Source organism: Kosakonia cowanii JCM 10956 = DSM 18146 (assembly GCF_001975225.1).
Lineage (GTDB): Bacteria > Pseudomonadota > Gammaproteobacteria > Enterobacterales > Enterobacteriaceae > Kosakonia > Kosakonia cowanii.
On record NZ_CP019445.1, the window covers coordinates 3,304,311 to 3,331,038 of the forward strand.

Here is a 26,728-nt window from a genome sequence, read left to right on the forward strand (position 1 = left end):
AAAAGAAACCAGGCGGTGTAAACCGCCTGGACTGTCAATGAAGTTCGCTAAAGCTTAGCAATAGTTGCTTAAAACTTCAGTAACTTAGTCGATTTTATTAAACACGCGTGCCACCCGTCCGGTGCCGCTTGCGGCGACCGGCGACTCATCCGCGCCGATAAATGCCGATTCACCCGCTTTCAGCACCAGCGTTTGTTCACCTTTGCTGAGCACCGCTTCACCTTCGACACAGAAGATAATCGCCGCGCTCTGCTGCGCCAGCGGCGTCTCGTGGGTGGAGAGATCGTGCAGCGAGAAGGCGAAGTCAGCGACCGGGATCGGGAAATCGAGGGCGGCATCGTCACGAACCGGCTGCGTCAGCAGATCACCCGCCGCTTTCGGCGTGAATTTGACGTTCGCCACCAGTTCCGGGATATCAATATATTTCGGCGTCAACCCGGCGCGCAGCACGTTATCGGAGTTGGCCATCACCTCCAGCGCCACGCCCTGCAGATAGGCGTGCGGGGTTTCCGCGAACAGGAACATCGCTTCGCCAGGATTAAGTTTGACCACGTTAAGCAGCAGGGGTGAGAAGAGGCCGCTGTCGTCCGGGTAGAATTCGGCGATGGTGCGGATAGTGTTCCACGGCTCGCCATGCTCTTTATCAAGCACCGATTTCAGCACCGCCAGCGCGCGGGACTTCTCCTCATTCTGCATATTGAGCAGCGCGGCAAAAAGCTCGCTCAGGCGATCGGCTCCGGGCTTCTGCAAGAAGTGCGCAATGGCGGGATGCGCACCGGCGACAGGTTGCAGCAGGGAGACGATATCAGAGAACTCGCGGAACGCGTTCATCGCCAGGAAAGGGGTGAGGGCAAAGACCAGTTCCGGCTTGTGGTTAGGATCTTTGTAGTTGCGCTCGGCGGCATCCAGCGGGATACCGGCCGCGTTCTCTTTCGCAAAGCCCAGCTCTGAGTTTTTCTTGTTCGGGTGAACCTGGATTGAGAGCGGTTGGTCAGCGCAGAGCACTTTAAACAGGAACGGCAGTTCGCCAAAGCGCTCAGCCACGGCATCGCCGAGCAGGCGGCGCTTATCGGCCTCGATTACCTCGCGCAGCGCGCGGGTTTGCCCCTGTTCGTCCTGCACTTTTGAGCTGCTCTTCGGGTGGGCACCCATCCATAACTCGGCCATTGGCAGATTATCCGGATTGGCGATGCCGTAGAGTTCCGTTAACGCACTTTTACTACCCCAGGCATAGTTCTGCACGGAGTTGATGAGTTTTTGCATTATCAAGCCCTTTTTTGATTAGGAAAATTATCGCGCCATTAAAGCAACAAACCCGGCGGAAGTAATCAGTGAGGGTAAAAAGTCGTACTAGTCTCAGTTTTTGTTAAAAATTTGTGTAGGATATGGCGACTCGCTTTAACACAGGCTGAGGGATCTCCTGCCTGAACAATAACCAAATCTTGCCGTAAGTGAGAGAACAATGTCGAACAAACCCTTCTGTTATCAGGATCCTTTCCCCCTCGGAGAGGATGACACCGAATACTATCTGCTAAGCCGCGACCACGTCTCCGTTGCCCAGTTCGAGGGGCAGGATATTCTCAAAGTCGATCCGCAGGCGCTGACGCTGCTGGCACAGCATGCCTTCCATGATGCGTCGTTTCTCCTGCGCCCGGCGCATCAGCAGCAGGTTGCCGATATTCTGAGCGACCCGGAGGCGAGCGAGAACGATAAATATGTCGCGCTGCAGTTCCTGCGCAACTCGGAAATCGCTGCCAAAGGCATTCTGCCGACCTGCCAGGATACCGGCACGGCGATCATCATGGGTAAAAAAGGGCAGCGCGTCTGGACCGGCGGCGGCGATGAAGCCGCGCTGGCGCAGGGCGTTTACAACACTTACACCGAAGATAACCTGCGCTACTCGCAAAACGCGCCGCTGGATATGTATAAAGAGGTCAACACCGGCACCAACCTGCCGGCGCAGATCGATCTCTACAGCGTTGACGGCGAGGCGTATAAGTTCCTGTTTATCGCTAAAGGCGGCGGCTCAGCGAACAAAACTTATCTCTACCAGGAGACAAAAGCGCTGATCACCCCGGCGAAGCTGAAAAACTATCTGGTAGAAAAAATGCGCACCCTCGGCACAGCGGCCTGCCCGCCGTACCACATCGCTTTTGTGATTGGCGGGACCTCTGCGGAAGCGACGCTGAAAACCGTCAAACTGGCCTCGACCAAATATTATGACGCGCTGCCGACCCAGGGTAACGAGCACGGCCAGGCGTTCCGCGATGTGCAGCTTGAGCAGGAGTTACTGCAAGAGGCGCGCAACCTTGGCCTTGGCGCACAGTTCGGCGGCAAATACTTCGCCCACGATATCCGCGTGATCCGCCTGCCGCGCCATGGCGCATCCTGCCCGGTTGGTATGGGCGTGTCGTGTTCCGCAGACCGCAATATCAAAGGCAAAATCACCCGCGACGGCATCTGGCTGGAGCGGCTTGAGCAGAACCCTGGCAAATACATCCCGGAAGCACTGCGCCAGGCGGGTGAGGGTGAGGCAGTAAAAGTCGATCTCAACCGCCCGATGAGCGAGATCCTGGCTCAGCTGTCGCACTATCCGGTCTCCACGCGCCTGTCGCTGACCGGGACGATTATTGTCGCCCGCGACATTGCCCACGCCAAGCTGAAAGAGCTGATGGACAGCGGCGAGCACCTGCCGCAGTACGTAAAAGATCACCCGATCTACTACGCCGGCCCGGCGAAAACCCCGGAAGGGTACGCGTCCGGTTCGCTTGGCCCAACCACCGCCGGGCGTATGGACTCCTACGTCGATCAGCTGCAATCCCAGGGCGGCAGCATGATTATGCTGGCGAAGGGCAACCGCAGCAAACAGGTGACGGATGCCTGCGCGAAACACGGTGGTTTCTACCTTGGCAGCATCGGTGGCCCGGCGGCGATCCTCGCGCAAAACAGCATTAAACATCTTGAGTGTGTCGCCTACCCGGAATTGGGTATGGAGGCTATCTGGAAAATTGAGGTGGAGGATTTCCCGGCCTTTATCCTCGTCGATGACAAAGGGAATGACTTCTTCCAGCAGATCCAGTCTGGTCAGTGCGCCAGCTGCCTGAAATAGTACCTGCCGCCCTGCGGGGCGGTTTTTCCCCCGTTTTGGCAGTGATAAAGCACGAACTTCACAACAACATTCTAAAAAGCATCAATACTTTTACCTGCTTGCAAGTGAGCCAGTCGAAAACCCTATCACTTTGTACCCAAGGAGAGAGTAATGACAACGCATCGCAGTGAGAAAGATTCGATGGGCGCGATTGACGTCCCGGCAGATAAGCTGTGGGGCGCGCAGACCCAGCGGTCGCTTGAGCATTTCCGTATCTCAACAGAGAAGATGCCGGTCTCGCTGATCCACGCCCTGGCGCTGACCAAACGCGCGGCGGCGAAAGTGAATCAGGATCTGGGGCTGCTGCCGGAAGAGAAGGCGCGCGCGATTATGGCGGCGGCCGATGAGGTGCTGGCCGGGAAACATCCTGAAGAGTTTCCGCTGGCGATCTGGCAGACCGGATCCGGCACCCAGAGCAACATGAACATGAATGAGGTACTGGCAAACCGTGCCAGCGAGATCCTCGGCGGCGAGCGCGGTATGGCGCGCAAAATCCACCCCAATGATGACGTCAATAAGAGCCAGAGCTCCAACGATGTCTTCCCGACGGCGATGCACGTCGCGGCGGTGATTGGCGTGCGTGAGCAGCTTATTCCGCAGCTTCAGGTGCTGAAAAAGACCCTCAGCGAAAAAGCCACCGCCTTTGCCGATATCGTCAAAATTGGCCGTACCCATCTGCAGGATGCAACGCCGCTGACCCTCGGCCAGGAGATCTCCGGCTGGGTGGCGATGCTGGAGCACAATCTTAAACATATCGAACAGAGCCTGCCGCATCTCGGCGAACTGGCGCTCGGCGGCACGGCGGTAGGTACCGGGCTGAATACCCATCCGGAATATGCCGAACGGGTGGCAAAAGAGCTGGCAAGCTTTACGCAGCAGCCGTTTATTACTGCGCCGAACAAGTTTGAAGCGCTGGCGACCTGCGATGCGCTGGTGCATGCCCACGGCGCGTTAAAAGGGCTGGCGGCGTCGCTGATGAAGATCGCCAACGACGTGCGCTGGCTCGCCTCCGGCCCGCGCTGCGGGATCGGCGAAATTTCAATCCCGGAAAATGAGCCGGGCAGCTCCATCATGCCGGGCAAAGTTAACCCGACCCAGTGCGAAGCGATGACCATGCTCTGCTGCCAGGTGCTGGGCAATGACGTGGCGGTGAATATGGGCGGTGCCTCGGGTAACTTTGAGCTTAACGTCTTCCGCCCGATGGTGATCCATAATTTCCTGCAGTCGATTCGCCTGCTGGCGGATGGCATGGAGAGCTTCAATGAGCACTGTGCGGTTGGCATTGAGCCAAACCGGGAGCGTATCGATCAGTTGCTGAATGAGTCGCTGATGCTGGTGACCGCCCTCAATACCCATATTGGCTATGACAAAGCGGCGGAGATTGCCAAGAAGGCGCATAAAGAGGGGCTGACGCTGAAAGCCTCGGCGCTGGCGCTCGGCTACCTGACGGAAGCCGAGTTCGACAGCTGGGTACGGCCGGAATCGATGGTCGGCAGCATGAAGCCTGCCTAATCCGCCACGTAGAGGTGCAGCCGGGGAATAATCGGGGTTAACGGCTGCGCCTGCGGTTTGTAGCGGTGCTGAATGTTATCGGCGTTGTAGTCCAGCAGTTCGCCGACGTCCGGCACCGCGCCGCCATTCTCCTCCGAGATCAGCGTGATAATCGGCGTCGGGCAGGCGTGCTGCACCTGTTTTTGCGAGCCGGCGTACCAGACGCGGGCGATAGGTTGTACCTTCACCGGGCGTTTGATCTTCAATCGCGCTTTTTGCGGCAGGGCGGCGACATCGTTGTACTCCTGCTGAACGCGCGCCAGCCACTCATCTCTGCTCCAGCCTGCCACTGCGCGCGGTGATTTCAGGCTCTTCTCCAGTTGTGCCAGCACCTCATCGCGGGTGAAATTTTTAATAATGTGCTTATTGGCCCAGCCGAAACGGATGGTCGCCGGTGCGCGCAGCAGTGTTAACGTGCGGTAGGCATTGAGGGTGATAAGCCCCGGCAGATGGCGGTGTACCCACTCGAAGCGGGCCGTGGGCGCCAGCCCGGATTCAACTGTGACGATCTTTTCAAACGCCTGTTTGAGCGAATTGATGGTGTTAATGCGCGCTTCCAGCGCCTGCAACATCGCGTCACTTCCCTGATAACAGACCACGCCGGGTAGCCGCACGGCGGCTTTACTGCTGCGGTTTTCCGACTGCTGCTGAATAAAGAGGTGGGTGTAGTGGTTGAGCGCGAGGCTGGCCGCCGCCTTGCCGATATGCTGCTTCACCGCGATGGTCGGGAGCGGATCGTGCTCGGCCCCTTTGGCAATTGCCGGCAGGGTAAAGACGCGGGCGACCATCAGGCGGCACTCGCTCAGTTCAGCCTTCAGCGCCGCCAGCTCACGCTCCAGCTGGCGAAAGGTGCTGTTCAGACGGTCAATCAGATCTAACGCGGCCATTTTGCGCTCCTGTAGTTACAACATACTCATGGTTTATAGCACAGGAGCCGGGCATTAGCCACTGTGCGTTGAAGAGTTAAACAGGAAGCGGAAGGTTATGGTAGATCGGCCACTGGAAGGTGAATTTCGCGCCGCCAAGCTCGCTCTCGCCGCAGCTGACGCTGCCGCCAAAGGCCTGGGCGATGGAGTGGACAATCGCCAGCCCTAAGCCGCAGCCGCCTGTGGCGCGATCGCGGCTCGGGTCGAGGCGCACGAAAGGTTCGAATATGCGTTCCCGTTCAGCGGGTGCGATACCGGGGCCATCGTCTTCCACCGTCATGCTGGCAAGCGAGCCCTGACGCTGCAACGTCACCTTAATCGTCCCTTCGCTGTAGCGCAGAGCATTGTTGACCAGATTATCCAGCACGCGCTCCATCAGGCGCATATCGAGCGCGCCATACTCGTCACCAGCCTGGCAGTCGAGCAGCAAGCTGTGTTGCGGGTTCATGCTGCGCGCATCATCGAGATAACTGCTGAACCAGGCGGGCAGATCCGGCGTCGTCAGCTGCAATTCCGTCTGTGGGCGATCGAGTCTGGCGTAAGTCAGCAACTCCTCAATCAACCCCTCCAGTTGCCCGATATCGCGGTTCAGCGCGGTGTGCTCCGCCTCGCTGAGGTTATCGCTCATCTCCAGCCGGTAACGCAGCCTGACCAGCGGCGTACGCAATTCATGGGCGATACCGTCAATCAGCTGCTTTTTACTGGCGATTAAGGCGTTGATATTGTCCGCCATCTGGTTAAAAGCGATGCCGAGCCGTTCGAAACTGGAGGCGCTATCAAAGTGGATGCGCTCCTCAAGATGGCCTTCGCCAAAACGCTGTGCGGCGGACTCCAGCCGCAGCATCTCTTGCCAGTGTGGCCGCATCCAGATAAAGACCGGGAAGGCCAGCGAGATGGCAATCAGCGCCATTAACCCCATATCCAGCAGCCGCGTTTCATGCAGGAAAAAGAGATAGGGCACCGGGCCGACCGCCAGCACATAGTGGCTGCGCGGAATGCGCTGGATAAAGGTGTATTCCGAATCAAGTGCGACGATATCGCCCTCGCGCAGACGCTGGGCAGCAGCCGGATCGAGGTTGAACTTGTTCATCGGCTCGACCTGCAGATCGAACGAGAGATTAAGATCCAGCTCTTTTAAGGTCTTTGCCCACTCGTGAGGCGGGATTTCACGCAGTTCGCTGCGCATCAGGTAGAGCGAGCTTTTCATCAGGTCGTCGAGAGACTGGCGACCGGCGCGCTCGGCGGTAAATTTGTAGACCAGACCGACCAGCATCGTCATCACCAGAAAGCAGACGAACAGCAGAAGGTAAAACTGGACGAACAGCTTTTTCATCGTGACACCTGGTTACGGGGTTCAGTTGTCCCACGCATGGGGAGCAAACAGATAGCCTTTGTTACGGACGGTTTTAATACGATAGGGCTCAGTGGCGCTGTCGAGGAGCTTTTTACGCAGGCGCGAAATCGCCACATCAACACTGCGATCCATCCCGTCGTAGCTTACGCCGCGCAGGTTTTTCAGTAGCGCATCGCGATCCATAATCTGCCCGGCGTGGGTGGCAAGTTCCCACAGCAGATCGAAGTCAGCGGTTGAGAGCGCCACTTCAACGCCTGCCAGCAGAACCTGGCGGTTAACGGGGTCAATCGACAGTGTGCCGAAGGTAATGGTTTTATGCTGTTTCAGCGACGGCACCGCAGGCTCGGCGGCCGCGGCGCTGCGCTGGCGTAGATGGAGACGTAGCCGCGCCAGCAGCACGGCAGGCGGGGTGGTTTTCAGAATATAGTCGTTAGCGCCCATCTCCAGCGACAGGATATGGTTCATATCGCTATCAAGGGAGGTCAGCAGCACAATCGGCCCGTTCCACTGTTTGCGCAGATCGCGGCACAGGGTCATGCCATCTTTGCCTGGCAGCATGATATCGAGCAGCACCAACTCCGGGTTTTCCCGCGCGATCACCTCTTCCGCGCGATCGCCTCTCGGCTCGACAATCACATCCATATCGTGCTTGCCAAGGTATGCGGCAATCAGGGCACCCACATCCGGGTCGTCTTCTACAAAAACGATCTTATTCATAAGCCATCATGATGAACAAAAACGTCAACATACACCGCCTTGATAGAACCTGCCATTACTCTTTTCTAAACGAACGCGCTTCCGCTATGCTGGCGGTCTATGTTGTTGAAGTGTTAACAGGAAAAATGATGGGCTTGCTGATGAAGGCGGCGATTGGCGCACTGGTGGTAGTGCTGATTGGTCTGCTGGCGAAGACAAAAAACTACTATATAGCCGGGTTAATCCCGCTCTTTCCTACCTTTGCCATGATTGCGCACTATATTGTCGCCACCGAGCGCGGTGTCGAGGCGCTGCGCACCACCATTATCTTTGGCATGTGGGCGATCATCCCTTACTTTCTCTATCTGCTTTCACTCTGGTACTTCACCGCTTTTATGCGGGTAGGGCCGGCGCTGGGCTGTGCGGTGATCTGCTGGAGCCTCAGCGCCTGGCTGTTAATCTACTGCTGGAGTCGCCTGCACTGATCTCAACGCACCAGCATCCAGGTGGCGGGCAGGGCGGCAACCAGCAGCAGGAAAATCAGCACTTTTTCGCGCTGCATCAGCGAGATGGTTCCGCTATGGGTGCTGCGGGCGTAGATAAAGACCAGCAGACCTGGGGCATAGAGCACCACCGAGAGCAACAGGTGCATCGGGCCGGAGGCATAGAGCAGCCATAAACCGTAGAGGCAAGCCCCAACGGCGACCACCCGGTGCAGCGGACGACGCGCGATTTTCAGCAGGAAAGCGCCAACCAGCAGATAGGGCACGAGGATCATCTCTGAGGCAATGGTCAGCAGAGTGTTGTAATCCGAGCCGGTAAGCCAGATCAGCACCAGGCAGATCTGCACGCTGGCGTTGGTCAGCCACAGCGAGGCCGCAGGCGCGCTCTGTTTGTTCTGGTGCGCAAAGATACGCGGGAAGGCTTTATGCGTTGCCGCCAGCAGCGGCACTTCCGCCGCCATAATGGTCCAGCTCAGGTAGGCACCGCACACGGAGATAATTAACCCCGTCGCGATCACCACTTCGCCCCAACTGCCCAGCAGTTTCACCATCAGCCCGGCCATGGACGGGTTGCGCATTTCTGCCAGTTCCGGACGCGCGACCACGCCGAGAGAGAGCAGTGTAACCAGCAGATAGACCGTCAGTGCCGCCAGCACCGCCAGCAGCGTCGCGCGGCCCACATCCTGTTTGTTACGCGCGCGGGCAGAGACGACCACCGCGCCCTCCACGCCGATAAATACCCACAGGGTGATCAGCATGGTGTTTTTCACCTGCTCCCACACCGGCACGCCGAGCGCTACACCGCTGAAGTCGAGGGAGAATTTATCGAGGTTGAAGGCCAGCGCCGCCAGCACGACAAACAGCCCGAGCGGGACCAGTTTCGCCAGCGTTGCCGCCAGGTTGATGCTCGCTGCGGTTTGCACGCCGCGCAGCACCAGCGCATGAACAATCCACAGCAGCGCAGAGGCACCGACAATCGACTGCCAGGTGTTGCCATCGCCAAACAGCCGCAATGACGGGCTGTCAGTGAAGAAACTGAGGGCGGAGAAGACGATCACCAGATAGGAGACATTGGCGATCACCGCGCATAGCCAGTAGCCCCAGGCGGAGCAGAAACCAATCAGCTCGCCAAAGCCTTCGCGGGCATAGGTGAAGATGCCGCCATCGAGATCCGGGCGGATGCGGGTCAGGATCAGCATGGCGAAGGCGAGAAGGATGATGCCGACGCCGGTGATCAGCCAGCCGATAATCAGCGCGGCCGGGCTGGCGACTTCCGCCATATTTTGCGGCAGGCTGAAGACGCCCGCACCAAGCATTGAGCTCAGGACCAGCGCAGTTAAAGCGCTAAGGCCAAGTTTCTTTTCCATTGTTATCCTGTCAAAAAAGCAACTCATCCAGAATAATTATTTTGCCGGAGCGCATAAATATGGTGGATATCACTAAGGCGCGGAATTTTACGGAGAGTCGTCAGGGCATGCAATGAGGGCGAGGGGAATTTTGTGAAAAAGTAGATAAAACTGAAAAAAAGGCGGCTTTCTAAGCCGCCTTTTCTCTGAGCGACGCCTTATTTATAGAGGTCGGCGCTGATGGTCATGTTGTTGCCGCTTTCAGACCACTGACGCGTGATGTGATAGTACTTCGCGCCTTTTGCGGCGGCACGTTTGGCGACCTGATAAGAGATTTCAGTCATGTTGCCATAGTTGCCGGTGAACTTAACGCTGTCGAAAGGCACCATCTGCGCGGCGGTGATTTTATTCAGCTCTTCAATCTTTTGACCGTCCGGAAGCGTGACACTGTAACGACCACCGGTAGAGGATTGCGTTTCAAAGAAACGGCCAACGCCGACGCCTGCGGTGGCATCTGACGCTACGCCTGGAATTTCAACACGCTTCGCTTCTTCACCGCCTTTCGCCAGCGCGGCACGGCCCGCTTCGGAGTTACGTGGGATGGCGTCTGCGCTCTGAATCACGCGTTTTTTCGCATTGGCTTTATAGATGAAGGCCGTAATCAGCTGGTTGCCGCCCTGGTTGGCATCAACCTGGCGCACGATATAGAACGCATCAGCGCCCTTGGCTTTCGCCGCTTTGCTGATAGCGTCGTTAACTTCCGGCTGGGTGCGGTAGAAACCCTGCACCGTCACGGTATCGTAAGGCTCGAGCGCAATGGCTTTATCTTTTGGATATTCGGTTACGCCATTGATCACACGATAGGTCGGCTTGTCTGCTTTCGCCGCATCAGCTTTATAGAGATCGGCGGTGACGCGCTGGTTGCCGCTGTTATTGGCATCAGAGGTGTCAACGACATAAAAAGAGGCCGCGCCTTCTTTATCTGCGCGTTTGGAGACGGCGTTAACCGCATCGCCAATCGCGTTAAAACGTCCGGTAATCACGATGCGATCGTAAGGCTTCACCGCAGCGGCTTGCTCCGGTGTTAACTCTGTCGCGGCGTTAGCAGTAAACGCGGTTGCGGACAGAAGTGCTGACGCCAGGAGGGTGTACTTGAGCTTCATAAAAATAATCCTTCGCCTTGCGCAAACCATAAGTTGTTATTAATAAAACGTTGGTGATTATTGCATTTAAACCGCGCGACTGTCTGCGTCATTTTTTACAGAGTGTGCGCGGCCAGGGGGATAAACCATAACCTTTAGTGATATTTTGAAAAAATAGCCCCTTGACCAGCAAAAATGATAAAGGTTATGAGTTTTTAAAGTTAATGTAATGTTAAAAGGGATGGTGGGGCGGAGATAAATCATGTTTTGCCGCTTCGCTTAAGCGGAATATCAGCCTTTCCACGTTAATTTAAGTCAAATAACCCTGTCAGCCCGCTTCAGCGCTTAATTTTCGCGGATTAGTGCAGCATTTCGCTTTTCTGACGGTGGATCGCAGGCGTTATTTTCAGTAGGTTATAGAAAGTTTGTTACTGTTTTATTTTCCGCACGGCGTTAATTAGCCACCGCGAAAAACGGACAAACCATCAACTAAAACCGATGGAAGGGAAAACTATGCGTATTGGTGTACCTAAAGAGAGGTTGGCCAATGAAACCCGCGTGGCCGCGACGCCGAAAACGGTCGAGCAGCTACTAAAACTGGGTTTCACCGTCGCGATTGAGAGCGGCGCGGGCAAGCTGGCAAGTTTTGACGACGAGGCGTTTGCCCAGGCGGGCGCGACCATTGTCGATAGCGATAATGTCTGGCATTCAGATGTGATCCTGAAAGTGAACGCGCCGCTGGAGGAGGAGATTGCACTGCTCAATCCGGGCACAACGCTGGTGAGCTTTATCTGGCCTGCACAAAACCCGGCGCTGATTGAGACGCTGGCGGCACGCAACGTCACGGTGATGGCGATGGACTCCGTTCCGCGCATCTCACGCGCTCAGTCGCTGGATGCGCTGAGCTCGATGGCGAATATCGCTGGTTATCGCTCCATTGTCGAAGCCGCTCACGAGTTTGGCCGCTTCTTTACGGGGCAGATCACCGCCGCCGGTAAAGTGCCACCAGCCAAAGTGATGGTGATTGGCGCAGGCGTTGCCGGTCTTGCCGCCATCGGTGCGGCCAACAGCCTTGGCGCGATTGTCCGTGCGTTCGATACCCGCCCGGAAGTGAAGGAGCAGGTGCAAAGTATGGGCGCCGAGTTCCTCGAGCTTGATTTTGAAGAGGAAGCGGGCAGCGGCGACGGCTATGCGAAGGTGATGTCGGAAGCCTTTATCAAAGCGGAGATGGAGCTCTTTGCCGCGCAAGCGAAAGAGGTCGACATCATCGTCACCACGGCACTCATTCCGGGCAAACCGGCGCCGAAACTGATCACCCGCGAGATGGTTGACTCCATGCAGCCGGGCAGCGTGATTGTCGATCTGGCGGCGCAAAACGGCGGTAACTGCGAATATACCGTGCCGAACCAGGTCACCACTACCGCCAACGGCGTCAAAGTGATTGGCTACACCGATCTCCCGGGCCGCCTGCCGACTCAGTCGTCACAACTCTATGGCACCAACCTGGTTAACCTGCTGAAACTGCTCTGCGTTGAGAAAGATGGCAACGTAGTGGTTAACTTCGACGACGTGGTGGTGCGCGGCGTAACGGTGGTGCGTGAAGGCGAAGTGACCTGGCCGGCACCGCCGATTCAGGTCTCTGCCCAGCCGCAGGCCGCACCGAAAGCGGCCCCCGCTGCGCCGAAAGAGGAGCCGACACCAGCTTCACCGTGGCGTAAATATGCGCTGATGGCGCTGGCGATTGTGCTGTTTGGCTGGCTTGCCGATGTCGCGCCGAAAGAGTTCCTTGGTCACTTCACCGTGTTTGCGCTCTCCTGCGTGGTGGGCTTCTACGTCGTGTGGAACGTCTCCCATGCGCTGCATACGCCGCTGATGTCGGTCACCAATGCCATCTCCGGCATTATTGTCGTCGGGGCGCTGCTACAGATGGGGCACGGCGGCTGGGTCAGCTTCTTCAGCTTTATCGCAGTGCTGATTGCCAGTATCAATATTTTTGGTGGTTTCACCGTCACTCAGCGCATGCTGAAAATGTTCCGGAAGAACTAAGGGGTAACAAATGTCTGGTGGATTAGTTACAGCTGCATACATTGTTGCCGCGATCCTGTTTATTTTCAGCCTGGCGGGGCTTTCAAAGCACGAAACCTCCCAGCAGGGTAACAACTTCGGTATCGCCGGGATGGCGATCGCGCTGGTGGCGACAATCTTTGGTCCGGATGCTGGCAACGTCGCGTGGATCCTGCTGGCGATGATCATCGGTGGCGCAATCGGTATGCGTCTGGCGAAGCGCGTCGAAATGACCGAAATGCCGGAGCTCGTCGCAGTGCTGCATAGCTTTGTTGGCCTGGCGGCGGTGCTGGTGGGCTTCAACAGCTATCTCGACCACAACCCGGGTATGGATCCGGTGCTGGTCAATATTCATCTCACCGAAGTGTTTATCGGTATCTTTATCGGTGCCGTCACCTTCACCGGGTCGATTGTGGCATTTGGTAAGCTGCGTGGGAAAATCTCCTCGAAGCCGCTGATGCTGCCGAATCGTCACAAGATGAACCTCGCCGCGCTGGTGGTTTCCTTTGTGCTGCTGCTGGTGTTTGTACGTACCGAAAGCGTTGGCCTGCAGGTGCTGGCGCTGCTGCTGATGACCATCATTGCGCTGGTATTTGGCTGGCATCTGGTGGCGTCGATTGGCGGCGCGGATATGCCGGTCGTGGTCTCGATGCTTAACTCCTACTCCGGTTGGGCGGCGGCGGCGGCGGGCTTTATGCTCAGCAACGACCTGCTGATCGTCACCGGTGCGCTGGTTGGTTCGTCCGGGGCAATCCTCTCCTACATTATGTGTAAGGCGATGAACCGCTCCTTTATCAGCGTGATTGCCGGTGGGTTTGGCACCGACGGCTCCTCCAGCGGTAGCGAAGAGGAAGCGGGCGAGCACCGCGAAATCAACGCTGAAGAGACGGCGGAGCTGCTGAAAAACTCCCACTCGGTGATCATCACTCCGGGCTACGGGATGGCGGTGGCGCAGGCGCAGTATCCGGTAGCAGAAATTACCGAAAAACTGCGCGCCCGCGGCGTGAAAGTGCGTTTCGGTATTCACCCGGTTGCCGGGCGTTTGCCGGGCCATATGAACGTGCTGCTGGCGGAAGCGAAAGTGCCGTATGACATCGTGCTGGAGATGGATGAGATCAACGATGATTTCGCCGATACCGACACGGTGCTGGTGATTGGCGCGAACGACACCGTTAACCCGGCGGCGCAGGACGATCCGCGCAGCCCCATCGCCGGTATGCCAGTGCTGGAAGTGTGGAAGGCGCAGAACGTGATTGTCTTTAAACGTTCGATGAACACCGGTTACGCCGGCGTGCAGAACCCGCTCTTCTTCAAAGAGAATACGCAGATGCTGTTTGGCGATGCCAAAGCCAGCGTTGATGCCATTCTCAAAGCGCTGTAAGGTTTACTGCTTAACGATACCGCTCTTCGGAGCGGTATTTTTTTGCCCGCAGTAAGGCTTGTCAGAGCGTCTATACTTCTTGCTTGATCTTTTTTATAAGGAGGAAGGATGACGTTTTTGTCACGTTTTGACTTTATATCCATTTTGATGATGCCCTCATTCTGGATTGGTCTTGGTACGGTGGTGATTGTGACGCTGGTGGTCTACTGGCTCTTCACCCACTTACTGAAAATGGTGCTGAAAGGCGCGCGTAGCTGGAGTGAAAAGCAGGGCGGAGTCGGCACATTGCAGCATGTGGTGGTGGATATGCTCAGCCGCACCAGCAGATTCCTGCTCTTTGTCGCGGCATTACTCTTCAGCCTGCGCTTCGTCGACCTTCCCGACCACCTCTTTAACACCCTCGGGCACGCCTGGTTTTTAGTGCTGGCGATCCAGATTGCGCTCTGGCTTGATCAGGGCGTGGTGTCGTGGATGCGCCACCTGATGTACTCGCCTAATACCAGCAAAAACCCGGTCACTATGGTGATTGCCGGTCTGCTACTGCGCATGATGCTCTGGACGATGATGCTGCTGTCGATCCTGGCGAATGTCGGCGTCAACATTACGGCGCTGGTGGCCAGCCTCGGAGTAGGCGGTATCGCCATTGCGCTGGCGGTGCAAACCATTCTGAGCGATGTTTTTGCCTCGCTCTCCATCGGCTTCGATAAACCCTTCGAGATCGGCGACTTTGTTGTGTTCGGCGACGTTGCCGGTACCATTGAGCATATTGGTCTCAAAACCACCCGTATTCGCAGCCTGAGCGGGGAGCAGATTGTCTGCGGTAACGCCATTCTGTTGCAGCAAACGCTGCATAACTATAAGCGTATGCAGACGCGCCGTATCGTCTTCACTTTTGGCCTGGCGCTCACCACGCCGCCGGATAAGCTGCGCAAAGTGGGCGAGATGGTAAAAACCATCATTACCGACGTGGGCAATACGCGTTTCGATCGCGCCCACTTCCTCGGCTTTGGTACCGATCGGCTGAACTTTGAAGTGGTGCACATTGTTAATTCGGCGGATTACAACACCTACATGGATATTCAGCAGGAGATCAATATCCGCATCATGGAGCAGCTGGCGGCAGAAGGGATTGAGCTGGCGATACCGTGCGTGGTGGTGAAAGGGGGCTGGCAGTTGAAACGCCCTCCGTAGAGCCGCAGAGTGAACAACCGGCAGTATAAAAAAACCCGCCTTGCGGCGGGTTGTTTGCTTAGTCGTCTTCGTCGTCATCCAGTGCCACGGGCGACTGGTAATCATCCGGTTTGATAACCAGCAAATCGCAGCGCAGGTGATCGATCACCTGCTCTGCGGTGTTGCCGAGAAACGCGGCGGAGATACCGGTGCGGCCAATGGTGCCAAGCACCACAATGCCAGCCTGCAGATGCTCCGCCAGGTCCGGAATCACCTCTTCCGGCAACCCTTTCTCGACATGGGTCATTTTCTCATCGATACCAAACTTTTGCCGCAGCGCTTTCATCGCCAGCAGATGCTGGCCGCGAATGGCGTCGTTATAGACGCTCGGATCAAACTCCGGCAGTTCAATCGCAATATTGATGGGGGTGACAGGATAGGCACCGACGAGGTGCACTTCAGTATGGTTGACCTGCTCAGCCAGATGCTGGGTCTCTTTCACCAGCTTCTCATTCAGCGCGTTGTGATAGATCTCTTCGCTGGCAAGGTTAACGGCAACCACAGCGCGACCGCCTTCCGGCCACGGCTGATCTTTTACCATCCACACCGGGCAGGGACATTTACGCAGCAGATGCCAGTCGGTCGGGGTGAAAATCACTGATTCCAGTTTGTCGTGCTGGTGGGTCATCTTCAGCAGCAGATCGTGGCCGCCGGAGAGCACTTCCTGAATAATCGCTTCGAAAGGACGGTTATGCCACACCACTTTGATGTCGATTGGCACACCCGCGTCGATATAGTATTTCGCCTGTTCGCGGATCCATGCGGTGCGCTGGCTGATAACGCCCTGGCGCATCGCTGTTCGCTCATCGGGGGACAGAAGGGTGGTCATCTCGTATGAGAAGTCGTAAATCGGCAAAAATGCTTTGATCCGACCGCCAATCCGTTGATGCAAATACACGGCACGTCGTAATGCGGGTTGATCGTCCTGATTAGGATCGATGGCGACCAACATATTCTGATACTTAGCCATACAGGGGTCTCCTTACATCTGTCACCACTCTCTGACAGTAAAAGATAACCCATATAAGCTGAATGAAACAGCGGAAACCTTTTGCCGGATCAATAAATCAGAAAAATGTAATGACCCGGCAAAAAGGCTAAAGGTGGGGGGTAAAAATCAGGCAACGTTACGAGCGTGACCCGCCAGCTCGGAGAGCAGATCGCCATTTTCGATGGTGATATATTTCCCCTTCACCGCCAGCATGCCGCTCTTCTGGAAACGACCCAGCAGACGGCTGATGGTCTCAACGGTCAGGCCCAGGTAGTTGCCGATGTCGCCACGGGTCATGGTCAGACGGAATTCACGCGGCGAGAAACCACGCTGCGCAAAACGACGGGAGAGGTTGTAGATAAACGCCGCCAGGCGCTCTTCCGCGTTTTTCTTCGACAGCAGCAGGATCATATCCTGATCGCCTTTGATCTCGCCGCTCATCAGACGCATCATCTGCTGGCGCAGGCTCGGCATTTTGCCAGAGAGATCGTCCAGCGTTTCGAACGGGATCTCACACACCATTGAGGTCTCCAGCGCCTGAGCGAAGCTCGGGTGATGACCGGTACCGATGGCATCAAAGCCCACCAGATCGCCCGCCAGATGGAAACCGGTGATCTGCTCATCACCCTGTTCGGTGATGGTATAGCTTTTGATGGTGCCAGAACGGATAGCGTAGAGCGATTTCAGCTCATCGCCTGCTTTAAACAGGGTCTGACCTTTCTGGATGGGCTTTTTACGCTCAATGATATTGTCGAGCTGATCCAGCTCATGCTCATTAAGAGTAAAGGGGATGCAAAGCTGGCTGATACTGCAATCCTGACAATGGATAGCACAACCGCCAGACTGAATGCGTCGAATAATTCGCTTTTCCGGGATCATAGGTCTGCTCTACGCCGTAATTGATATTGGTCAATTTTAACATCTTTTTATGGCGCACGTAAGCCTGGCAAAACGTCAATTCACCATAAATGAAACAGTGGAACGAAACGGTAAAGACTTACTTTGTCTCATGTTATTGAATTTCCACCAATTCACTAAGGCTTTAGCGAGCGAAGTGCATGAAATGCATACTAAACAGACCTGTTTTCTCACAATAGTAAGTAACGTTCATGGCGCAGCAGCCACTCTTTACGGGCCACGCCGCCCGCATAGCCAGTGAGCATGCCATTACTGCCGATCACGCGGTGGCAGGGGACGACAATGCTGATCGGATTGGCACCGTTCGCTGCACCCACGGCACGCGCCGCGCCCGCACGCCCAAGAATTGTCGCCAGTTGACCATAATGCATCACCTGACCACAGGGAATGGTGCGCAGCATCTGCCACACTTCACGTTGAAAAGGGGTACCGCCCGTCGCGGTCGGCAGGGTATCAATCACCGCCAGATCGCCGTCGAAATAGTCCTGCAGTTTTTGGCTCAACCCGCCAGGATTCTGCGAAGCCACGCGCTGATACCCTTCACGGCGATAGTGAATATTAAGCAGTTCAACCATCCGGGCCTCATGTTCTTCCCACTCGACGGCGCGCAGCTGAAACTGCTCATCGCAGATGATCCACAATGGGCCAAGCGGGGTGGAGATTTTATCTTCAAGCAGGGTGAGCATCGGGCGTCCTTATCACTAAATAGCGGCGATAATTTAGCAAACAAAAAAGCGCCTCACCATACCCTGAAAGGGTGGTAGCTTGAGTCTTCAATAAGGGAATAACACGTAAGAGTTAAATGGCGGAGAAAATATAAGGTTACTAACGTTTATTAATTAAAAAAATAGAGCCTGCCGACATCCGTCAGGCTCCAGAGTACACACAAACTGAGCATCCAATCTTTATTTTTTGCACGCGATCCTTGCGCCTTCTTTATATTTATAGCGGCCATAATAATTATTGCCAGTTTTAATCAGTGATTAATTTCACGATTATTTAACAAAGGTTCAGGGTATAAAGAAACGCCTCGTTATACCCTTTTTATAACACCTTGAGCCTACGCATAATTTGCCCGCCGCATTGAGAAGCGCTCCTGCGCCAGCTATAGTACTTCAGCAGATGTTGCTGGAGGACTGCCCCATGAACCCGGATGAAAAATCGCTGTTTCTTGACGCCATGGAGGATGTCCAACCCCTGAAGCGCAGTGCTGATGTGCACTGGCACCCGAGCCATAAATCCCGACCATTGCAGCGCATTGACACCCTGCAACTCGATAATTTTTTGACCACTGGCTTTCTTGACCCGGTAGCGCTTGATACGCCGCTGGAGTTTCGCCGCGAAGGGCTACAAGTCGGCGTGCTCGATAAGCTGCGGCTGGGCAAATATACCCAGCAGGCAAGCCTGAACCTGCTGCGCCAGCCCGTCGAGCAGTGCCGGCAGATGCTGTTTAGCTTTATGCATCAGAGCCGTAAGGATGGGCTACGCAATGTGCTGATCATTCACGGAAAAGGGCGCGATGAGACCTCGCACGCCAATATCATCCGCAGCTACCTGGCGCGCTGGCTGCCAGAGTTTGAGGATGTGCAGGCGTTCTGCCCGGCGTTGCCGCACCACGGCGGCAGCGGCGCATGCTATGTCGCCCTGCGCAAATCCGAGCAGGCAAAGCAGGAGAACTGGGAGCGGCACGCCAAGCGCAGCCGCTAGCCGACAAGCGGAACATCCGCTAAGCGTGTGGTCCAGGCGGGGGAGAGCAGGGAGCGCTTCATCTTCCAGCCTGGCGTGATGCCCTGGCCGGCAAACCATAATTTATTTCCCTTCTTATTAAGCGTGTCTAAAACATTCATTAGTGATTCGCTATTTTCGCGCGGAGTAAATTCATCGAATAAATTAAGTTGCGCGACGCCTTTACTAAAAAAATCCCCCAGCATAACGCCCGCTTTTTGATATCTCGGCCCTTGCTTCCAGATAATATCCAGGCTACGTGTTGCCGCTGCAATAATATCGCGGGTGTCATGGGTTGGCGTCAGTAAACGAATGCCTGCACTATTGCTGTAATAAGGTTCGTCATCATCGTGCGGGCTACTCTTTATAAAAGCCCCGACATAGCGGCAATATTGACGATCCGCGCGCAGCTTTTCAGCGGCCCGCGCCGCCCAGGTGCAGATGCCTTCGCGCACCGATGCGTAGTCGTTGACGCGCTCGCCAAAGGAGCGGGAGCTGATGATCTCATGCTTCGCCGGTGTGAACTCGGCAAATCCAAGACAGGGCTCGCCGCGCAGTTCACGTGCCGTTCGCTCCAGCACCACGCTGAAGTTTTTACGGATAAGCCATAAATCGCTCTGCGCCAGCTTGAGCACGGTATCAATACCCATCGCCTCCAGCCGCTTGCTCAGACGGCGGCCAATCCCCCACACTTCGCCTACCGGCAGGGCGGCCATCAGCTTTAGCTGCTGCGCCTGGCGCGACAGATCGACCACGCCGCCCGACGCATCCGGCCACTTTTTCGCGGCGTTATTCGCCAGCTTGGCCAGCGTTTTCGTCGGCGCAATGCCGACGCCGACGGTAAGCATGGTGCGCTGATAAATCGCATTACGCAGGGTACGCCCAAACTCGCGCAGCTGTGGAATGCCGGTTAAATCCACAAACGCTTCATCGATGCTGTAGATATCTACCGCCGGGCAGAGCTCTTCCAGCAGCGTCATCACCCGATGGCTCATATCGCCATACAGTGCGTAGTTACTGCTGAATACCGCCACATTGTGACGCTCCATTAGCGCCTTCTGCTTGAAGTAGGGGTCAGCCATCGTAATGCCGAGCGCTTTGGCTTCAGCCGAGCGGGAGATGACGCAGCCATCGTTATTGGATAACACCACCACCGGCTTACCGGTTAAATCGGGCCGGAAGACGGTCTCGCAGCTGGTATAGAACGAATTAACATCAACGAGCGCGTACATGATGGCGGGGCGGCAAAGTGATCACGGTCGTTACGACGCCAACAATATGCGCGCCTTCCTCTTCTTCGATCCTGATCGCCGGGTAAGCGGGGTTATCCGCCACCAGCTGCGGATAAGGCCGCAGCCGCAGCCGCTTTACCATAAAACCGCTTAACAGGCGGGCGACAACAATATCGCCATCGCCCGGTTGCAGGCTGGTATCGACCAGTAACAGCGAACCCGGCAGGATCGCCGCCTCGCACATGGCGTCACTGGATGCCCGCATCACATAGGTGGCCGACGGGTGGGCGATCAGGCTGCTCACCAGGTCGATCGCATCTTCAATGTAGTCCGCAGCCGGACTCGGAAAAGCGCTGGTAGTCATAATGGGTGTCGATCTTTTATTATTACTGTATATAAATACAGTATCGTTGTTCGCACGAAAGGATCAACCCCCTGGAGGCAGGATCGTTGAAAGATCCTGATGATATTGGCAATTTTTTGCACAATCATTTTCAGCGTTTGCGCGGCGGGCTGCATGTTTCGCCGGTTAATGCTTTTGCAATCAAAGGGTAAGACACTACACTTAGTGAGAATCTTTCCATTGGACGGTCCGCATGACAACGCTCAAGAGCAACAACTTCTTTTTTACCATTTTGTTATTACTGGTCAGCGTGGCGTTTTTCACCCTGATCCAGCCTTACTACTCCGCCATTATCTGGGCGGTGATCCTGGCATTGATCTTCTATCCGCTGCGCACAAAGCTCACCGTGCTCCTGCGCGGGCGGAACGGTATCGCCTCGCTGATTACCGTGCTGCTGATCTGCATCCTCGTCTTTATCCCGATGATGATCGTGCTCTCGTCGCTGGCGGTAGAGATCAACGCGCTCTATCAGCGTCTGCAAACTAACGCGACGGATCTGCCGCAGCTGTTAAGTAACGGCATTGCGCACTTGCCGGAGTGGGCAAAACATGCGCTGCGCGAAAACAATTTCGATTCGGTGGACGCGATTCGCGAAAAACTCTCTGGTGTTGCGCTCAGCGTCGGGCGTTATCTGGCGGGCAGCGCGGTGATTATCGGTAAAGGGACGCTGGGGCTAACCATCAGCTTCTCGCTAATGGTCTATCTGCTCTTTTTCCTGCTGAAAGATGGCGCCGCGCTGGTGAAGAAAATCTACGAGGTGATGCCGCTGTCGGCCAAAATCAAACGCCGTCTGTTCCTGAAATTTGCCGGTGTTGCGCGCGCGACGGTAAAAGGGACGCTGGTTGTAGCGATTGCGCAGGGTGCGCTGGGCGGAATTGGTTTCTGGTTCGCTGGCCTGAGCGGCAGCCTGCTGTGGGGTGCGCTGATGGCGTTCCTGTCGCTGATCCCGGCGGTCGGTACAGCGCTTATCTGGATCCCGGCTGTGATCTTCCTCTACTCCACGGGTGAGCTGCTCACCGCCACGCTGCTGACCCTCTACTTTGTGATTGTGGTCGGGCTGGCAGACAACCTGCTGCGTCCGTTGCTGGTGGGGAAAGATACCCGTATGCCGGACTACCTGATCCTGCTGACCACCCTTGGCGGTCTGCAATTCTTTGGCATCAATGGCTTCGTGCTTGGGCCACTTATTGCAGGGCTGTTTATCTCCTCCTGGAACTTGCTGGCAGAAGCGCGTGCCAATGCGCTTAATACGCCGCAGGAATAAAACGTAACAGGCTGCCGGAAATAAACCGGCAGCCGTTCGTTTAGCCTGCGTTTAATTAATTCGACGAGCGGTAAAGAATTGCAAATACTTTGAGTAAAATCTTAGCTTGTGCTAAATATAAGGCATGTACAACAACTGAGGACAATTTTTAACCGCCACGAAGAGAAGCAATGCGCGGTAAATTGTAAAAATATGGACATTCGGTTCAGTAGTCTTACCCCCTGTTTTTCACTTCCTGTCTCCTTCTGCTGCCCGCCTGCGGGCGAACAATACTGGCGCACTGCGCTGTAGTCCTCTCCTGCCCGATCCGGCGCCCTGTGCGCAACTGTTAATTTTTTTACGGTTTTCCGCTATGCGGTAAATCGCAAGGATCTCTATTCTCAAGCAGGAGAAAAAATATGATTTACTGGATTTTATTAGCGTTGGCGATTGTCTCGGAAATAACCGGCACGCTATCTATGAAATGGGCAAGTATTAACGACAGCCACAGCGGTTTTATTTTAATGCTGGTGATGATCGCCTGTTCCTATATTTTCCTGGCGTTTGCGGTGAAAAAAATCGCCCTCGGCGTGGCCTACGCCTTATGGGAAGGTGTCGGTATTGCCATTATTACGCTGTTTAGCGTGCTGCTGTTTGATGAACCCCTCTCACCGTTGAAAGCGGCGGGTCTGGTGGCGCTGGCGCTCGGTATTGTGCTGATCAAGTCCGGCACGCGTAAGGCCCCACGTCAGGAGCAGGGTCATGTTACTGCTTGAGTGGGTGCACGCGTTATGGCTGGCGATGGCCATTATTCTGGAAATTGTTGCCAACATCTTTTTAAAACTTTCTGACGGCTTTCGTCGCAAACTCTATGGCTGCGGATCGTTAGTGGCAGTACTGGCGGCGTTCAGTGCGCTGTCGCAGGCGGTAAAGGGGATCGATCTCTCCGTCGCCTACGCCCTGTGGGGCGGATTCGGTATCGTGGCGACGCTCGCCGCCGGCTGGATCCTCTTTGGCCAGCGCCTCAATGGCAAAGGCTGGATCGGCCTGGCGCTGCTGCTTATTGGGATGATGCTGATAAAACTTGCCTGATGTGATATTGCCCGCGTTTGCGGGCAACGAAATTTGTGGGCTGTATTACGCTTAGAGGACAATAACAAACGTTACGGGACACCAGTAAGGGTCGTCGATGCTCAATCCGCTAAGCTGGCGCAATATCCCCACAGCAAGAACGCTTTTTGTGATGATTTTTCTGGCGGGAGCTGGGCTCATCATCTCCGTCGTTGCGCTCCTCTATCTCTCACTGCACCTGATTAGCAGTAAAGCGAATGAAATCGATGAGCACCGCGCGGCGCTCGCCGTGCAAGGGGCCATTCAGACTTCGGTCAACAGGATGCGATCTCTCGGCCTCGATAACGCGGTGTGGGATGAAGCGGTGCGCGTCGTCTACCGCACGCCGATGGATACCGGCTGGCTCTACAACACCTGGGGCGCGGGCTTTAAAGTCGATAATCTCTATGACGGCACTTTTGTGCTGGATGAGCACTTTGCGGTGGTGTGGGGGGCGTTTCGCAGCTTGCCTTTTAATGAGCGCAATCTCGCCTTTTTTGGTGACGGGCTGGCGGCGCTCATCCGCAACCATGCCGCGGCGCTGCAGCAGGGCAAAGACATTTTTGCCGGCATCACCCGCACGCGTCGGGGGGTAGCGTTTGTCAGCATTGGCCTGATCCGCCCGGTGTCGGGCCGACTTGATAAGCAGGGCAGCGCGCGGCGTTACTTAGTGATGACCCGTCATCTTGATGATGAGCTGCTCAGCGAACTGGGCAGCACCTTTCAGATCCAGAACCTGCGCCTGACATCGCAAAACGCGCCGGCAAGCAGCATGCCGTTGCACGGCTCCGCCGACGAATTCCTCGGTTATATGAGCTGGGAGCCGCACTTTCCGGGCGCGGAAGCGGCAGACGCGGCGGCAGACGATATCCGCCAGATCGCGATGCTCGCCTCGGGTCTTATCCTGCTGTTTATCGTGCTCAGCAGCGCCGGGCTTTATAAGCTGGCAAAAGGGGAGAAGCTGGCGCGCAGCATTGCGTTAACCGACTGGCTCAGCCGTCTGCCCAACCGACGCGCGCTGATTGAGCAGTTAGATCAGTGGAGCGAGTGGGGCAACAGCGATCTGATAAGCGTGGTGTTTATCGATCTTGATGGTTTTAAAGATGTGAATGATATCTATGGTCATGACGTGGGTGACCGGCTGATCGTCACCATTGCGCAGACATTGCAGGAAAAAGTGCCGACTGACGGCATGCTGGCGCGCATGGGTGGGGATGAGTTTGCCATGACCCTGAGCGGGCCGTGGTCGGTTGAAAAAGCCGCCGACTTTGCGCAAATGGTGCTCGACTACTTCTGCGCGCCGGTGCGCATTGGCAAACGTTCACTGCATATCAGCGCCAGCATCGGCATCGCCAGCGGAACGCTGGTGGAGTGCTCAAGCTCCGAGCTGTTCCGCCGGGCTGATATCGCCATGTACCATTCGAAAATGTGCGGCAAAGCGCGGATGACGCACTATGACGCCGCACTAAACAGCGCCCGCGAGCGCCAGCTGATGATTGAAAACGATATTCGTGACGGGCTGGAGCGCGAAGAGTTTGACGTCTGGTATCAGCCGATTATCGATGCCCGCAGCGGCAAGATGAGCGGCGTTGAAGCGCTGGCGCGCTGGCCGCGTCGCCCGGATGGCGAGCTGAAACCGGACGAGTTTATCCCGATTGCTGAAACCAGCGGCCTGATTTACGCGCTGGGGCAGTTTGTCCTGCGTCGTGCCTGCCGCGATCTCTACCCGCACACCGGGCTCAAACTGTCGGTCAATATCTCTCCCGCGCAGTTTCGCGACCCGGAGTTTGAAGACAAAGTCGCTCAGGTGCTGGAGACCTGTCGCTTTCCGGCGCAGCGCCTGCAACTGGAGGTGACGGAAACGTACGTGCTGGAGAACCCGGAGCGCGCGCAGGCGGCGATTGCCAACTTAAAAGCGCTGGGCACGGCGGTCGCACTCGATGATTTCGGCACCGGTTACTCCAGCATCGGCTACCTGCGGCGCTTTAATTTCGACACCATCAAAATTGATAAATCCCTCGCCGGATTAGTGGATAACGATGAGCAGGCGTCAGCATTAGTAAGCGGCACAATCCGCATTGCCAGCGCACTGGGGATGCAGGTCGTAGCGGAAGGGGTGGAAAACGAAACGCAAATGGCGCTGCTGCGTGATGCGGGCTGCGATCAGTTGCAGGGCTTCTACTTTAGCGCGCCGATGCCGCTGGAGAGGCTGTTACAACACCATCTCCAGCGGCAGGAGTGAGTTACTGCACCGTATCGCTGGCCAGCGCGTCCAGCTTGTCACGAAAACCGGTCACCGCAATCGCGCGGTTATCGGCGCGCCAGCGATCTTTTGCCGCCGGGGCTGAGCTTTGCACGGCGATCAGCTGCCAGCCCTCATCGGTTTTTAACATCAGCGGTGAACCGCTATCGCCCGGTAGCGTATCGCACTGATGCGACAGCACGCTGCTCTGCGCCCAGCCCGTCACAATACAATCCTGATGGCTAAAGAGATTATCCAGATGATCTTGCGGATAACCTGCCTGCGTCACTTTGCGGTTGGCGGCTTTCAGCGCGGCAGTAAGCGCATCTTTATCGCCGCTAAACAGCGGCAGCGGCGTAATGCCGGAGGGCGGATAGCGTAAAACGATCAGCCCAAAATCCCATGAGGCGGCCGAGGAGGGGACAATCCACCCTTCGCCGTCGGCCTTCAGGCGTCGACCCAACGAGGCATCAACGCGCCCTTCAATACCGTGGATCTCATAGCGCCAGACCCCTTTTTGCGACACAAAGCGCAGCGCTATCGCTTTATCAATTTTGCCGCGCGGCGGCGTCAGCAGACAGTGCCCGGCGGTTAAGGCGAGATGCGGGGAGATAAGCGTGGCGGTGCAGAGATTGCCGCTGGCGGTCTCGAGCTGACCTATCGCATCCCACGGTGCGGTGGTCGGTGACGCGACGCGGACACGATCGTCATGCCCAAAAAAAAGGGTTTTTATATCCCTGGCGCTAACCGCGTCCTCATCGCCATCATCAGCATGTCCAACAGCGGAAAACAAAAGCAGCGGTCCCAGCAACAGCACAACGGTTCTTCGCATAGTACTCTCAGGTGGGGAAATTATGATTATTAAGGTCGAGCCATGAGTAATAAATATAGACGGGACGCATAGAAAGCGGGAGTAAAATCAGCGTGCTACATCAATAAAGATAGAAACGGAGGGCGATAAGCGCGCAGAGAATTAACATCATCAGGATAACTTCAAAACGATAACGTCGCAGCATGCTCAGGCCTCCAGAGAAAAACGGCGCTTCACCCGAAGGGCTCAGCGCCGCGTTTTAGCACGGCGCTCGCGGGGAGCGCCGGTTACAGACACGTGGCTTATGCAGCCGGCTGTGCAGCCGGTTTAGCAGCAGTGTGTTTTACGTGTTTGTGGTGTTTTTTAGCAGCCTGGGCTTTCTGCTCTACAGCCGGTTTAGCAGCGGCTTTTTTGTGGTGCTTTTTAGCAGCCTGGGCTTTCTGCTCAGCAGCCGGTTTAGCGGCGGCTTTCTTGTGCTGTTTTTTAGCAGCCTGAGCTTTCTGCTCAGCGGCTTTTTTGTGTTTCTTGTGGTGAACTTTCTTCGCCGGAGCTGCTTTGGTGTCAGCAGCAGCCGGAGCAGCGGTAGTGGTGGTCGGCGCAGCAGCCGGAGCCTGAGAGGTGGCAGCGGTGTCAGCAGCGAAAGCAGCAGAAGACAGACCCATTGCAGCGGCAACAACCAGAGCTAATACTTTTTTCATTTTGATATCCTCGA

At 56.0% G+C, this 26,728-nt stretch carries 25 protein-coding genes; 11 read left to right on the forward strand and 14 right to left on the reverse strand.

Annotation, left to right across the window (positions count from 1 at the left end; genetic code table 11):
• Positions 1 to 84: 84 nt before the first annotated feature.
• Positions 85 to 1,263 (reverse strand): mannose-6-phosphate isomerase, encoded by a 1,179-nt coding sequence (gene manA, locus BWI95_RS15615; RefSeq protein ID WP_054803868.1) that lies wholly within the window; start codon positions 1,261 to 1,263, stop codon positions 85 to 87.
• A 199-nt stretch (positions 1,264 to 1,462) separates the two neighbouring features.
• Here manA and fumA point away from each other — a divergent pair, with 199 nt between their 5' ends.
• Positions 1,463 to 3,109, forward strand: coding sequence for a class I fumarate hydratase FumA (fumA, locus tag BWI95_RS15620; protein ID WP_023481500.1), 1,647 nt, complete (start codon positions 1,463 to 1,465; stop codon positions 3,107 to 3,109).
• A gap of 150 nt (positions 3,110 to 3,259) precedes the next feature.
• Positions 3,260 to 4,660, forward strand: a complete 1,401-nt coding sequence (gene fumC / locus BWI95_RS15625; protein WP_076769780.1) for a class II fumarate hydratase — start codon at positions 3,260 to 3,262, stop codon at positions 4,658 to 4,660.
• Here fumC and tus read toward each other — a convergent pair.
• The 3 genes from tus to rstA form a co-directional block, all read right to left on the reverse strand.
• The gene (gene tus, locus BWI95_RS15630) at positions 4,657 to 5,586 is read right to left on the reverse strand and encodes a DNA replication terminus site-binding protein (RefSeq protein ID WP_054803869.1); all 930 of its coding nucleotides are present in this window, start codon (positions 5,584 to 5,586) and stop codon (positions 4,657 to 4,659) included. The two genes, fumC and tus, sit on opposite strands and share 4 nt — an antisense overlap.
• Before the next feature lie 76 nt (positions 5,587 to 5,662).
• Positions 5,663 to 6,958 (reverse strand): two-component system sensor histidine kinase RstB, encoded by a 1,296-nt coding sequence (gene rstB / locus BWI95_RS15635; protein ID WP_076769781.1) that lies wholly within the window; start codon positions 6,956 to 6,958, stop codon positions 5,663 to 5,665.
• A 21-nt stretch (positions 6,959 to 6,979) separates the two neighbouring features.
• On the reverse strand, positions 6,980 to 7,696 hold the full coding sequence (gene rstA, locus BWI95_RS15640) for a two-component system response regulator RstA (protein ID WP_054803870.1): 717 nt from the start codon (positions 7,694 to 7,696) through the stop codon (positions 6,980 to 6,982).
• Between the two features lie 128 nt (positions 7,697 to 7,824).
• Here rstA and BWI95_RS15645 point away from each other — a divergent pair, with 128 nt between their 5' ends.
• Positions 7,825 to 8,160, forward strand: coding sequence for a GlpM family protein (locus BWI95_RS15645; protein WP_023481682.1), 336 nt, complete (start codon positions 7,825 to 7,827; stop codon positions 8,158 to 8,160).
• A 2-nt stretch (positions 8,161 to 8,162) separates the two neighbouring features.
• Here BWI95_RS15645 and BWI95_RS15650 read toward each other — a convergent pair whose 3' ends face one another.
• Both BWI95_RS15650 and ydgH read right to left on the reverse strand, forming a co-directional pair.
• A complete protein-coding gene (locus BWI95_RS15650) occupies positions 8,163 to 9,545 on the reverse strand; it encodes an amino acid permease (protein ID WP_054803871.1) in 1,383 nt (460 codons plus the stop codon).
• Between the two features lie 197 nt (positions 9,546 to 9,742).
• A complete protein-coding gene (gene ydgH / locus BWI95_RS15655) occupies positions 9,743 to 10,687 on the reverse strand; it encodes a DUF1471 family protein YdgH (RefSeq protein ID WP_076769782.1) in 945 nt (314 codons plus the stop codon).
• Between the two features lie 492 nt (positions 10,688 to 11,179).
• Here ydgH and pntA point away from each other — a divergent pair, with 492 nt between their 5' ends.
• The 3 genes from pntA (at position 11,180) to BWI95_RS15670 (ending at position 15,302) form a co-directional block, all read left to right on the forward strand.
• Positions 11,180 to 12,712: a Re/Si-specific NAD(P)(+) transhydrogenase subunit alpha gene (gene pntA / locus BWI95_RS15660; protein ID WP_054803872.1), complete on the forward strand. Its 1,533-nt coding sequence runs from the start codon at positions 11,180 to 11,182 to the stop codon at positions 12,710 to 12,712.
• Positions 12,713 to 12,722: 10 nt separating this feature from the next.
• Positions 12,723 to 14,111 (forward strand): Re/Si-specific NAD(P)(+) transhydrogenase subunit beta, encoded by a 1,389-nt coding sequence (gene pntB, locus BWI95_RS15665; RefSeq protein WP_054803873.1) that lies wholly within the window; start codon positions 12,723 to 12,725, stop codon positions 14,109 to 14,111.
• Between the two features lie 108 nt (positions 14,112 to 14,219).
• Complete coding sequence (locus BWI95_RS15670) at positions 14,220 to 15,302, forward strand: mechanosensitive ion channel family protein (protein ID WP_076769783.1); 1,083 nt, start codon at positions 14,220 to 14,222, stop codon at positions 15,300 to 15,302.
• A gap of 58 nt (positions 15,303 to 15,360) precedes the next feature.
• Here BWI95_RS15670 and uspE read toward each other — a convergent pair whose 3' ends face one another.
• The 3 genes from uspE to ogt form a co-directional block, all read right to left on the reverse strand.
• Positions 15,361 to 16,311: a universal stress protein UspE gene (gene uspE / locus BWI95_RS15675; RefSeq protein WP_076769784.1), complete on the reverse strand. Its 951-nt coding sequence runs from the start codon at positions 16,309 to 16,311 to the stop codon at positions 15,361 to 15,363.
• A gap of 147 nt (positions 16,312 to 16,458) precedes the next feature.
• A complete protein-coding gene (gene fnr, locus BWI95_RS15680; protein WP_023481718.1) occupies positions 16,459 to 17,211 on the reverse strand; it encodes a fumarate/nitrate reduction transcriptional regulator Fnr in 753 nt (250 codons plus the stop codon).
• A gap of 209 nt (positions 17,212 to 17,420) precedes the next feature.
• Entirely contained in the window at positions 17,421 to 17,936 is a 516-nt protein-coding gene (gene ogt, locus BWI95_RS15685; protein ID WP_076769785.1) for a methylated-DNA--[protein]-cysteine S-methyltransferase, read from the reverse strand.
• Between the two features lie 457 nt (positions 17,937 to 18,393).
• Between ogt and smrA the strand changes: the two genes are divergently transcribed.
• Positions 18,394 to 18,957 (forward strand): DNA endonuclease SmrA, encoded by a 564-nt coding sequence (gene smrA, locus BWI95_RS15690; RefSeq protein ID WP_076769786.1) that lies wholly within the window; start codon positions 18,394 to 18,396, stop codon positions 18,955 to 18,957.
• Here smrA and umuC read toward each other — a convergent pair.
• Positions 18,954 to 20,207, reverse strand: a complete 1,254-nt coding sequence (umuC, locus tag BWI95_RS15695) for a translesion error-prone DNA polymerase V subunit UmuC (RefSeq protein WP_076769787.1) — start codon at positions 20,205 to 20,207, stop codon at positions 18,954 to 18,956. The two genes, smrA and umuC, sit on opposite strands and share 4 nt — an antisense overlap.
• Positions 20,191 to 20,571 (reverse strand): translesion error-prone DNA polymerase V autoproteolytic subunit, encoded by a 381-nt coding sequence (gene umuD / locus BWI95_RS15700; protein ID WP_054803874.1) that lies wholly within the window; start codon positions 20,569 to 20,571, stop codon positions 20,191 to 20,193. Before umuD ends, umuC begins: the two co-directional genes overlap by 17 nt.
• Positions 20,572 to 20,803: 232 nt before the next feature.
• Between umuD and BWI95_RS15705 the strand changes: the two genes are divergently transcribed.
• The 4 genes from BWI95_RS15705 to BWI95_RS15720 all read left to right on the forward strand — a co-directional run bounded on the left by BWI95_RS15705 (position 20,804) and on the right by BWI95_RS15720 (position 25,205).
• Positions 20,804 to 21,874 carry an AI-2E family transporter gene (locus BWI95_RS15705; protein WP_076769788.1) on the forward strand — a complete coding sequence of 357 codons (1,071 nt, stop codon included), beginning with the start codon at positions 20,804 to 20,806 and terminating at the stop codon, positions 21,872 to 21,874.
• Between the two features lie 398 nt (positions 21,875 to 22,272).
• On the forward strand, positions 22,273 to 22,629 hold the full coding sequence (mdtJ, locus tag BWI95_RS15710; protein ID WP_054803876.1) for a multidrug/spermidine efflux SMR transporter subunit MdtJ: 357 nt from the start codon (positions 22,273 to 22,275) through the stop codon (positions 22,627 to 22,629).
• Entirely contained in the window at positions 22,616 to 22,945 is a 330-nt protein-coding gene (mdtI, locus tag BWI95_RS15715; RefSeq protein WP_054803877.1) for a multidrug/spermidine efflux SMR transporter subunit MdtI, read from the forward strand. Before mdtJ ends, mdtI begins: the two co-directional genes overlap by 14 nt.
• A 97-nt stretch (positions 22,946 to 23,042) precedes the next feature.
• The gene (locus BWI95_RS15720; RefSeq protein WP_076769789.1) at positions 23,043 to 25,205 is read left to right on the forward strand and encodes a putative bifunctional diguanylate cyclase/phosphodiesterase; all 2,163 of its coding nucleotides are present in this window, start codon (positions 23,043 to 23,045) and stop codon (positions 25,203 to 25,205) included.
• A gap of 1 nt (position 25,206) precedes the next feature.
• Here the strand turns inward: BWI95_RS15720 and BWI95_RS15725 are convergent, their stop codons facing one another.
• The 3 genes from BWI95_RS15725 to asr all read right to left on the reverse strand — a co-directional run bounded on the left by BWI95_RS15725 (position 25,207) and on the right by asr (position 26,714).
• Positions 25,207 to 26,037: a trypsin-like serine peptidase gene (locus BWI95_RS15725; RefSeq protein WP_076769790.1), complete on the reverse strand. Its 831-nt coding sequence runs from the start codon at positions 26,035 to 26,037 to the stop codon at positions 25,207 to 25,209.
• A gap of 100 nt (positions 26,038 to 26,137) precedes the next feature.
• A complete protein-coding gene (ydgU, locus tag BWI95_RS24125) occupies positions 26,138 to 26,221 on the reverse strand; it encodes a small membrane protein YdgU (protein WP_094193176.1) in 84 nt (27 codons plus the stop codon).
• Between the two features lie 97 nt (positions 26,222 to 26,318).
• Positions 26,319 to 26,714, reverse strand: a complete 396-nt coding sequence (gene asr, locus BWI95_RS15730; protein WP_034814024.1) for an acid resistance repetitive basic protein Asr — start codon at positions 26,712 to 26,714, stop codon at positions 26,319 to 26,321.
• Positions 26,715 to 26,728 lie beyond the last annotated feature (14 nt).

Coding starts and splice junctions, on each gene's coding strand:
- BWI95_RS15725 (WP_076769790.1), bottom strand. CDS start 26,037: ATGCGAAGAACCGTTGTGCTGTTGCTGGGACCGCTGCTTTTGTTTTCC.
- ydgH (WP_076769782.1), bottom strand. CDS start 10,687: ATGAAGCTCAAGTACACCCTCCTGGCGTCAGCACTTCTGTCCGCAACC.
- BWI95_RS15720 (WP_076769789.1), top strand. CDS start 23,043: ATGCTCAATCCGCTAAGCTGGCGCAATATCCCCACAGCAAGAACGCTT.
- fumC (WP_076769780.1), top strand. CDS start 3,260: ATGACAACGCATCGCAGTGAGAAAGATTCGATGGGCGCGATTGACGTC.
- pntB (WP_054803873.1), top strand. CDS start 12,723: ATGTCTGGTGGATTAGTTACAGCTGCATACATTGTTGCCGCGATCCTG.
- rstA (WP_054803870.1), bottom strand. CDS start 7,696: ATGAATAAGATCGTTTTTGTAGAAGACGACCCGGATGTGGGTGCCCTG.
- ogt (WP_076769785.1), bottom strand. CDS start 17,936: ATGCTCACCCTGCTTGAAGATAAAATCTCCACCCCGCTTGGCCCATTG.
- fnr (WP_023481718.1), bottom strand. CDS start 17,211: ATGATCCCGGAAAAGCGAATTATTCGACGCATTCAGTCTGGCGGTTGT.
- mdtJ (WP_054803876.1), top strand. CDS start 22,273: ATGATTTACTGGATTTTATTAGCGTTGGCGATTGTCTCGGAAATAACC.
- BWI95_RS15645 (WP_023481682.1), top strand. CDS start 7,825: ATGGGCTTGCTGATGAAGGCGGCGATTGGCGCACTGGTGGTAGTGCTG.
- mdtI (WP_054803877.1), top strand. CDS start 22,616: ATGTTACTGCTTGAGTGGGTGCACGCGTTATGGCTGGCGATGGCCATT.
- smrA (WP_076769786.1), top strand. CDS start 18,394: ATGAACCCGGATGAAAAATCGCTGTTTCTTGACGCCATGGAGGATGTC.
- BWI95_RS15670 (WP_076769783.1), top strand. CDS start 14,220: ATGACGTTTTTGTCACGTTTTGACTTTATATCCATTTTGATGATGCCC.
- uspE (WP_076769784.1), bottom strand. CDS start 16,311: ATGGCTAAGTATCAGAATATGTTGGTCGCCATCGATCCTAATCAGGAC.
- pntA (WP_054803872.1), top strand. CDS start 11,180: ATGCGTATTGGTGTACCTAAAGAGAGGTTGGCCAATGAAACCCGCGTG.
- rstB (WP_076769781.1), bottom strand. CDS start 6,958: ATGAAAAAGCTGTTCGTCCAGTTTTACCTTCTGCTGTTCGTCTGCTTT.
- BWI95_RS15650 (WP_054803871.1), bottom strand. CDS start 9,545: ATGGAAAAGAAACTTGGCCTTAGCGCTTTAACTGCGCTGGTCCTGAGC.
- fumA (WP_023481500.1), top strand. CDS start 1,463: ATGTCGAACAAACCCTTCTGTTATCAGGATCCTTTCCCCCTCGGAGAG.
- umuC (WP_076769787.1), bottom strand. CDS start 20,207: ATGTACGCGCTCGTTGATGTTAATTCGTTCTATACCAGCTGCGAGACC.
- ydgU (WP_094193176.1), bottom strand. CDS start 26,221: ATGCTGCGACGTTATCGTTTTGAAGTTATCCTGATGATGTTAATTCTC.
- tus (WP_054803869.1), bottom strand. CDS start 5,586: ATGGCCGCGTTAGATCTGATTGACCGTCTGAACAGCACCTTTCGCCAG.
- asr (WP_034814024.1), bottom strand. CDS start 26,714: ATGAAAAAAGTATTAGCTCTGGTTGTTGCCGCTGCAATGGGTCTGTCT.
- manA (WP_054803868.1), bottom strand. CDS start 1,263: ATGCAAAAACTCATCAACTCCGTGCAGAACTATGCCTGGGGTAGTAAA.
- BWI95_RS15705 (WP_076769788.1), top strand. CDS start 20,804: ATGACAACGCTCAAGAGCAACAACTTCTTTTTTACCATTTTGTTATTA.
- umuD (WP_054803874.1), bottom strand. CDS start 20,571: ATGACTACCAGCGCTTTTCCGAGTCCGGCTGCGGACTACATTGAAGAT.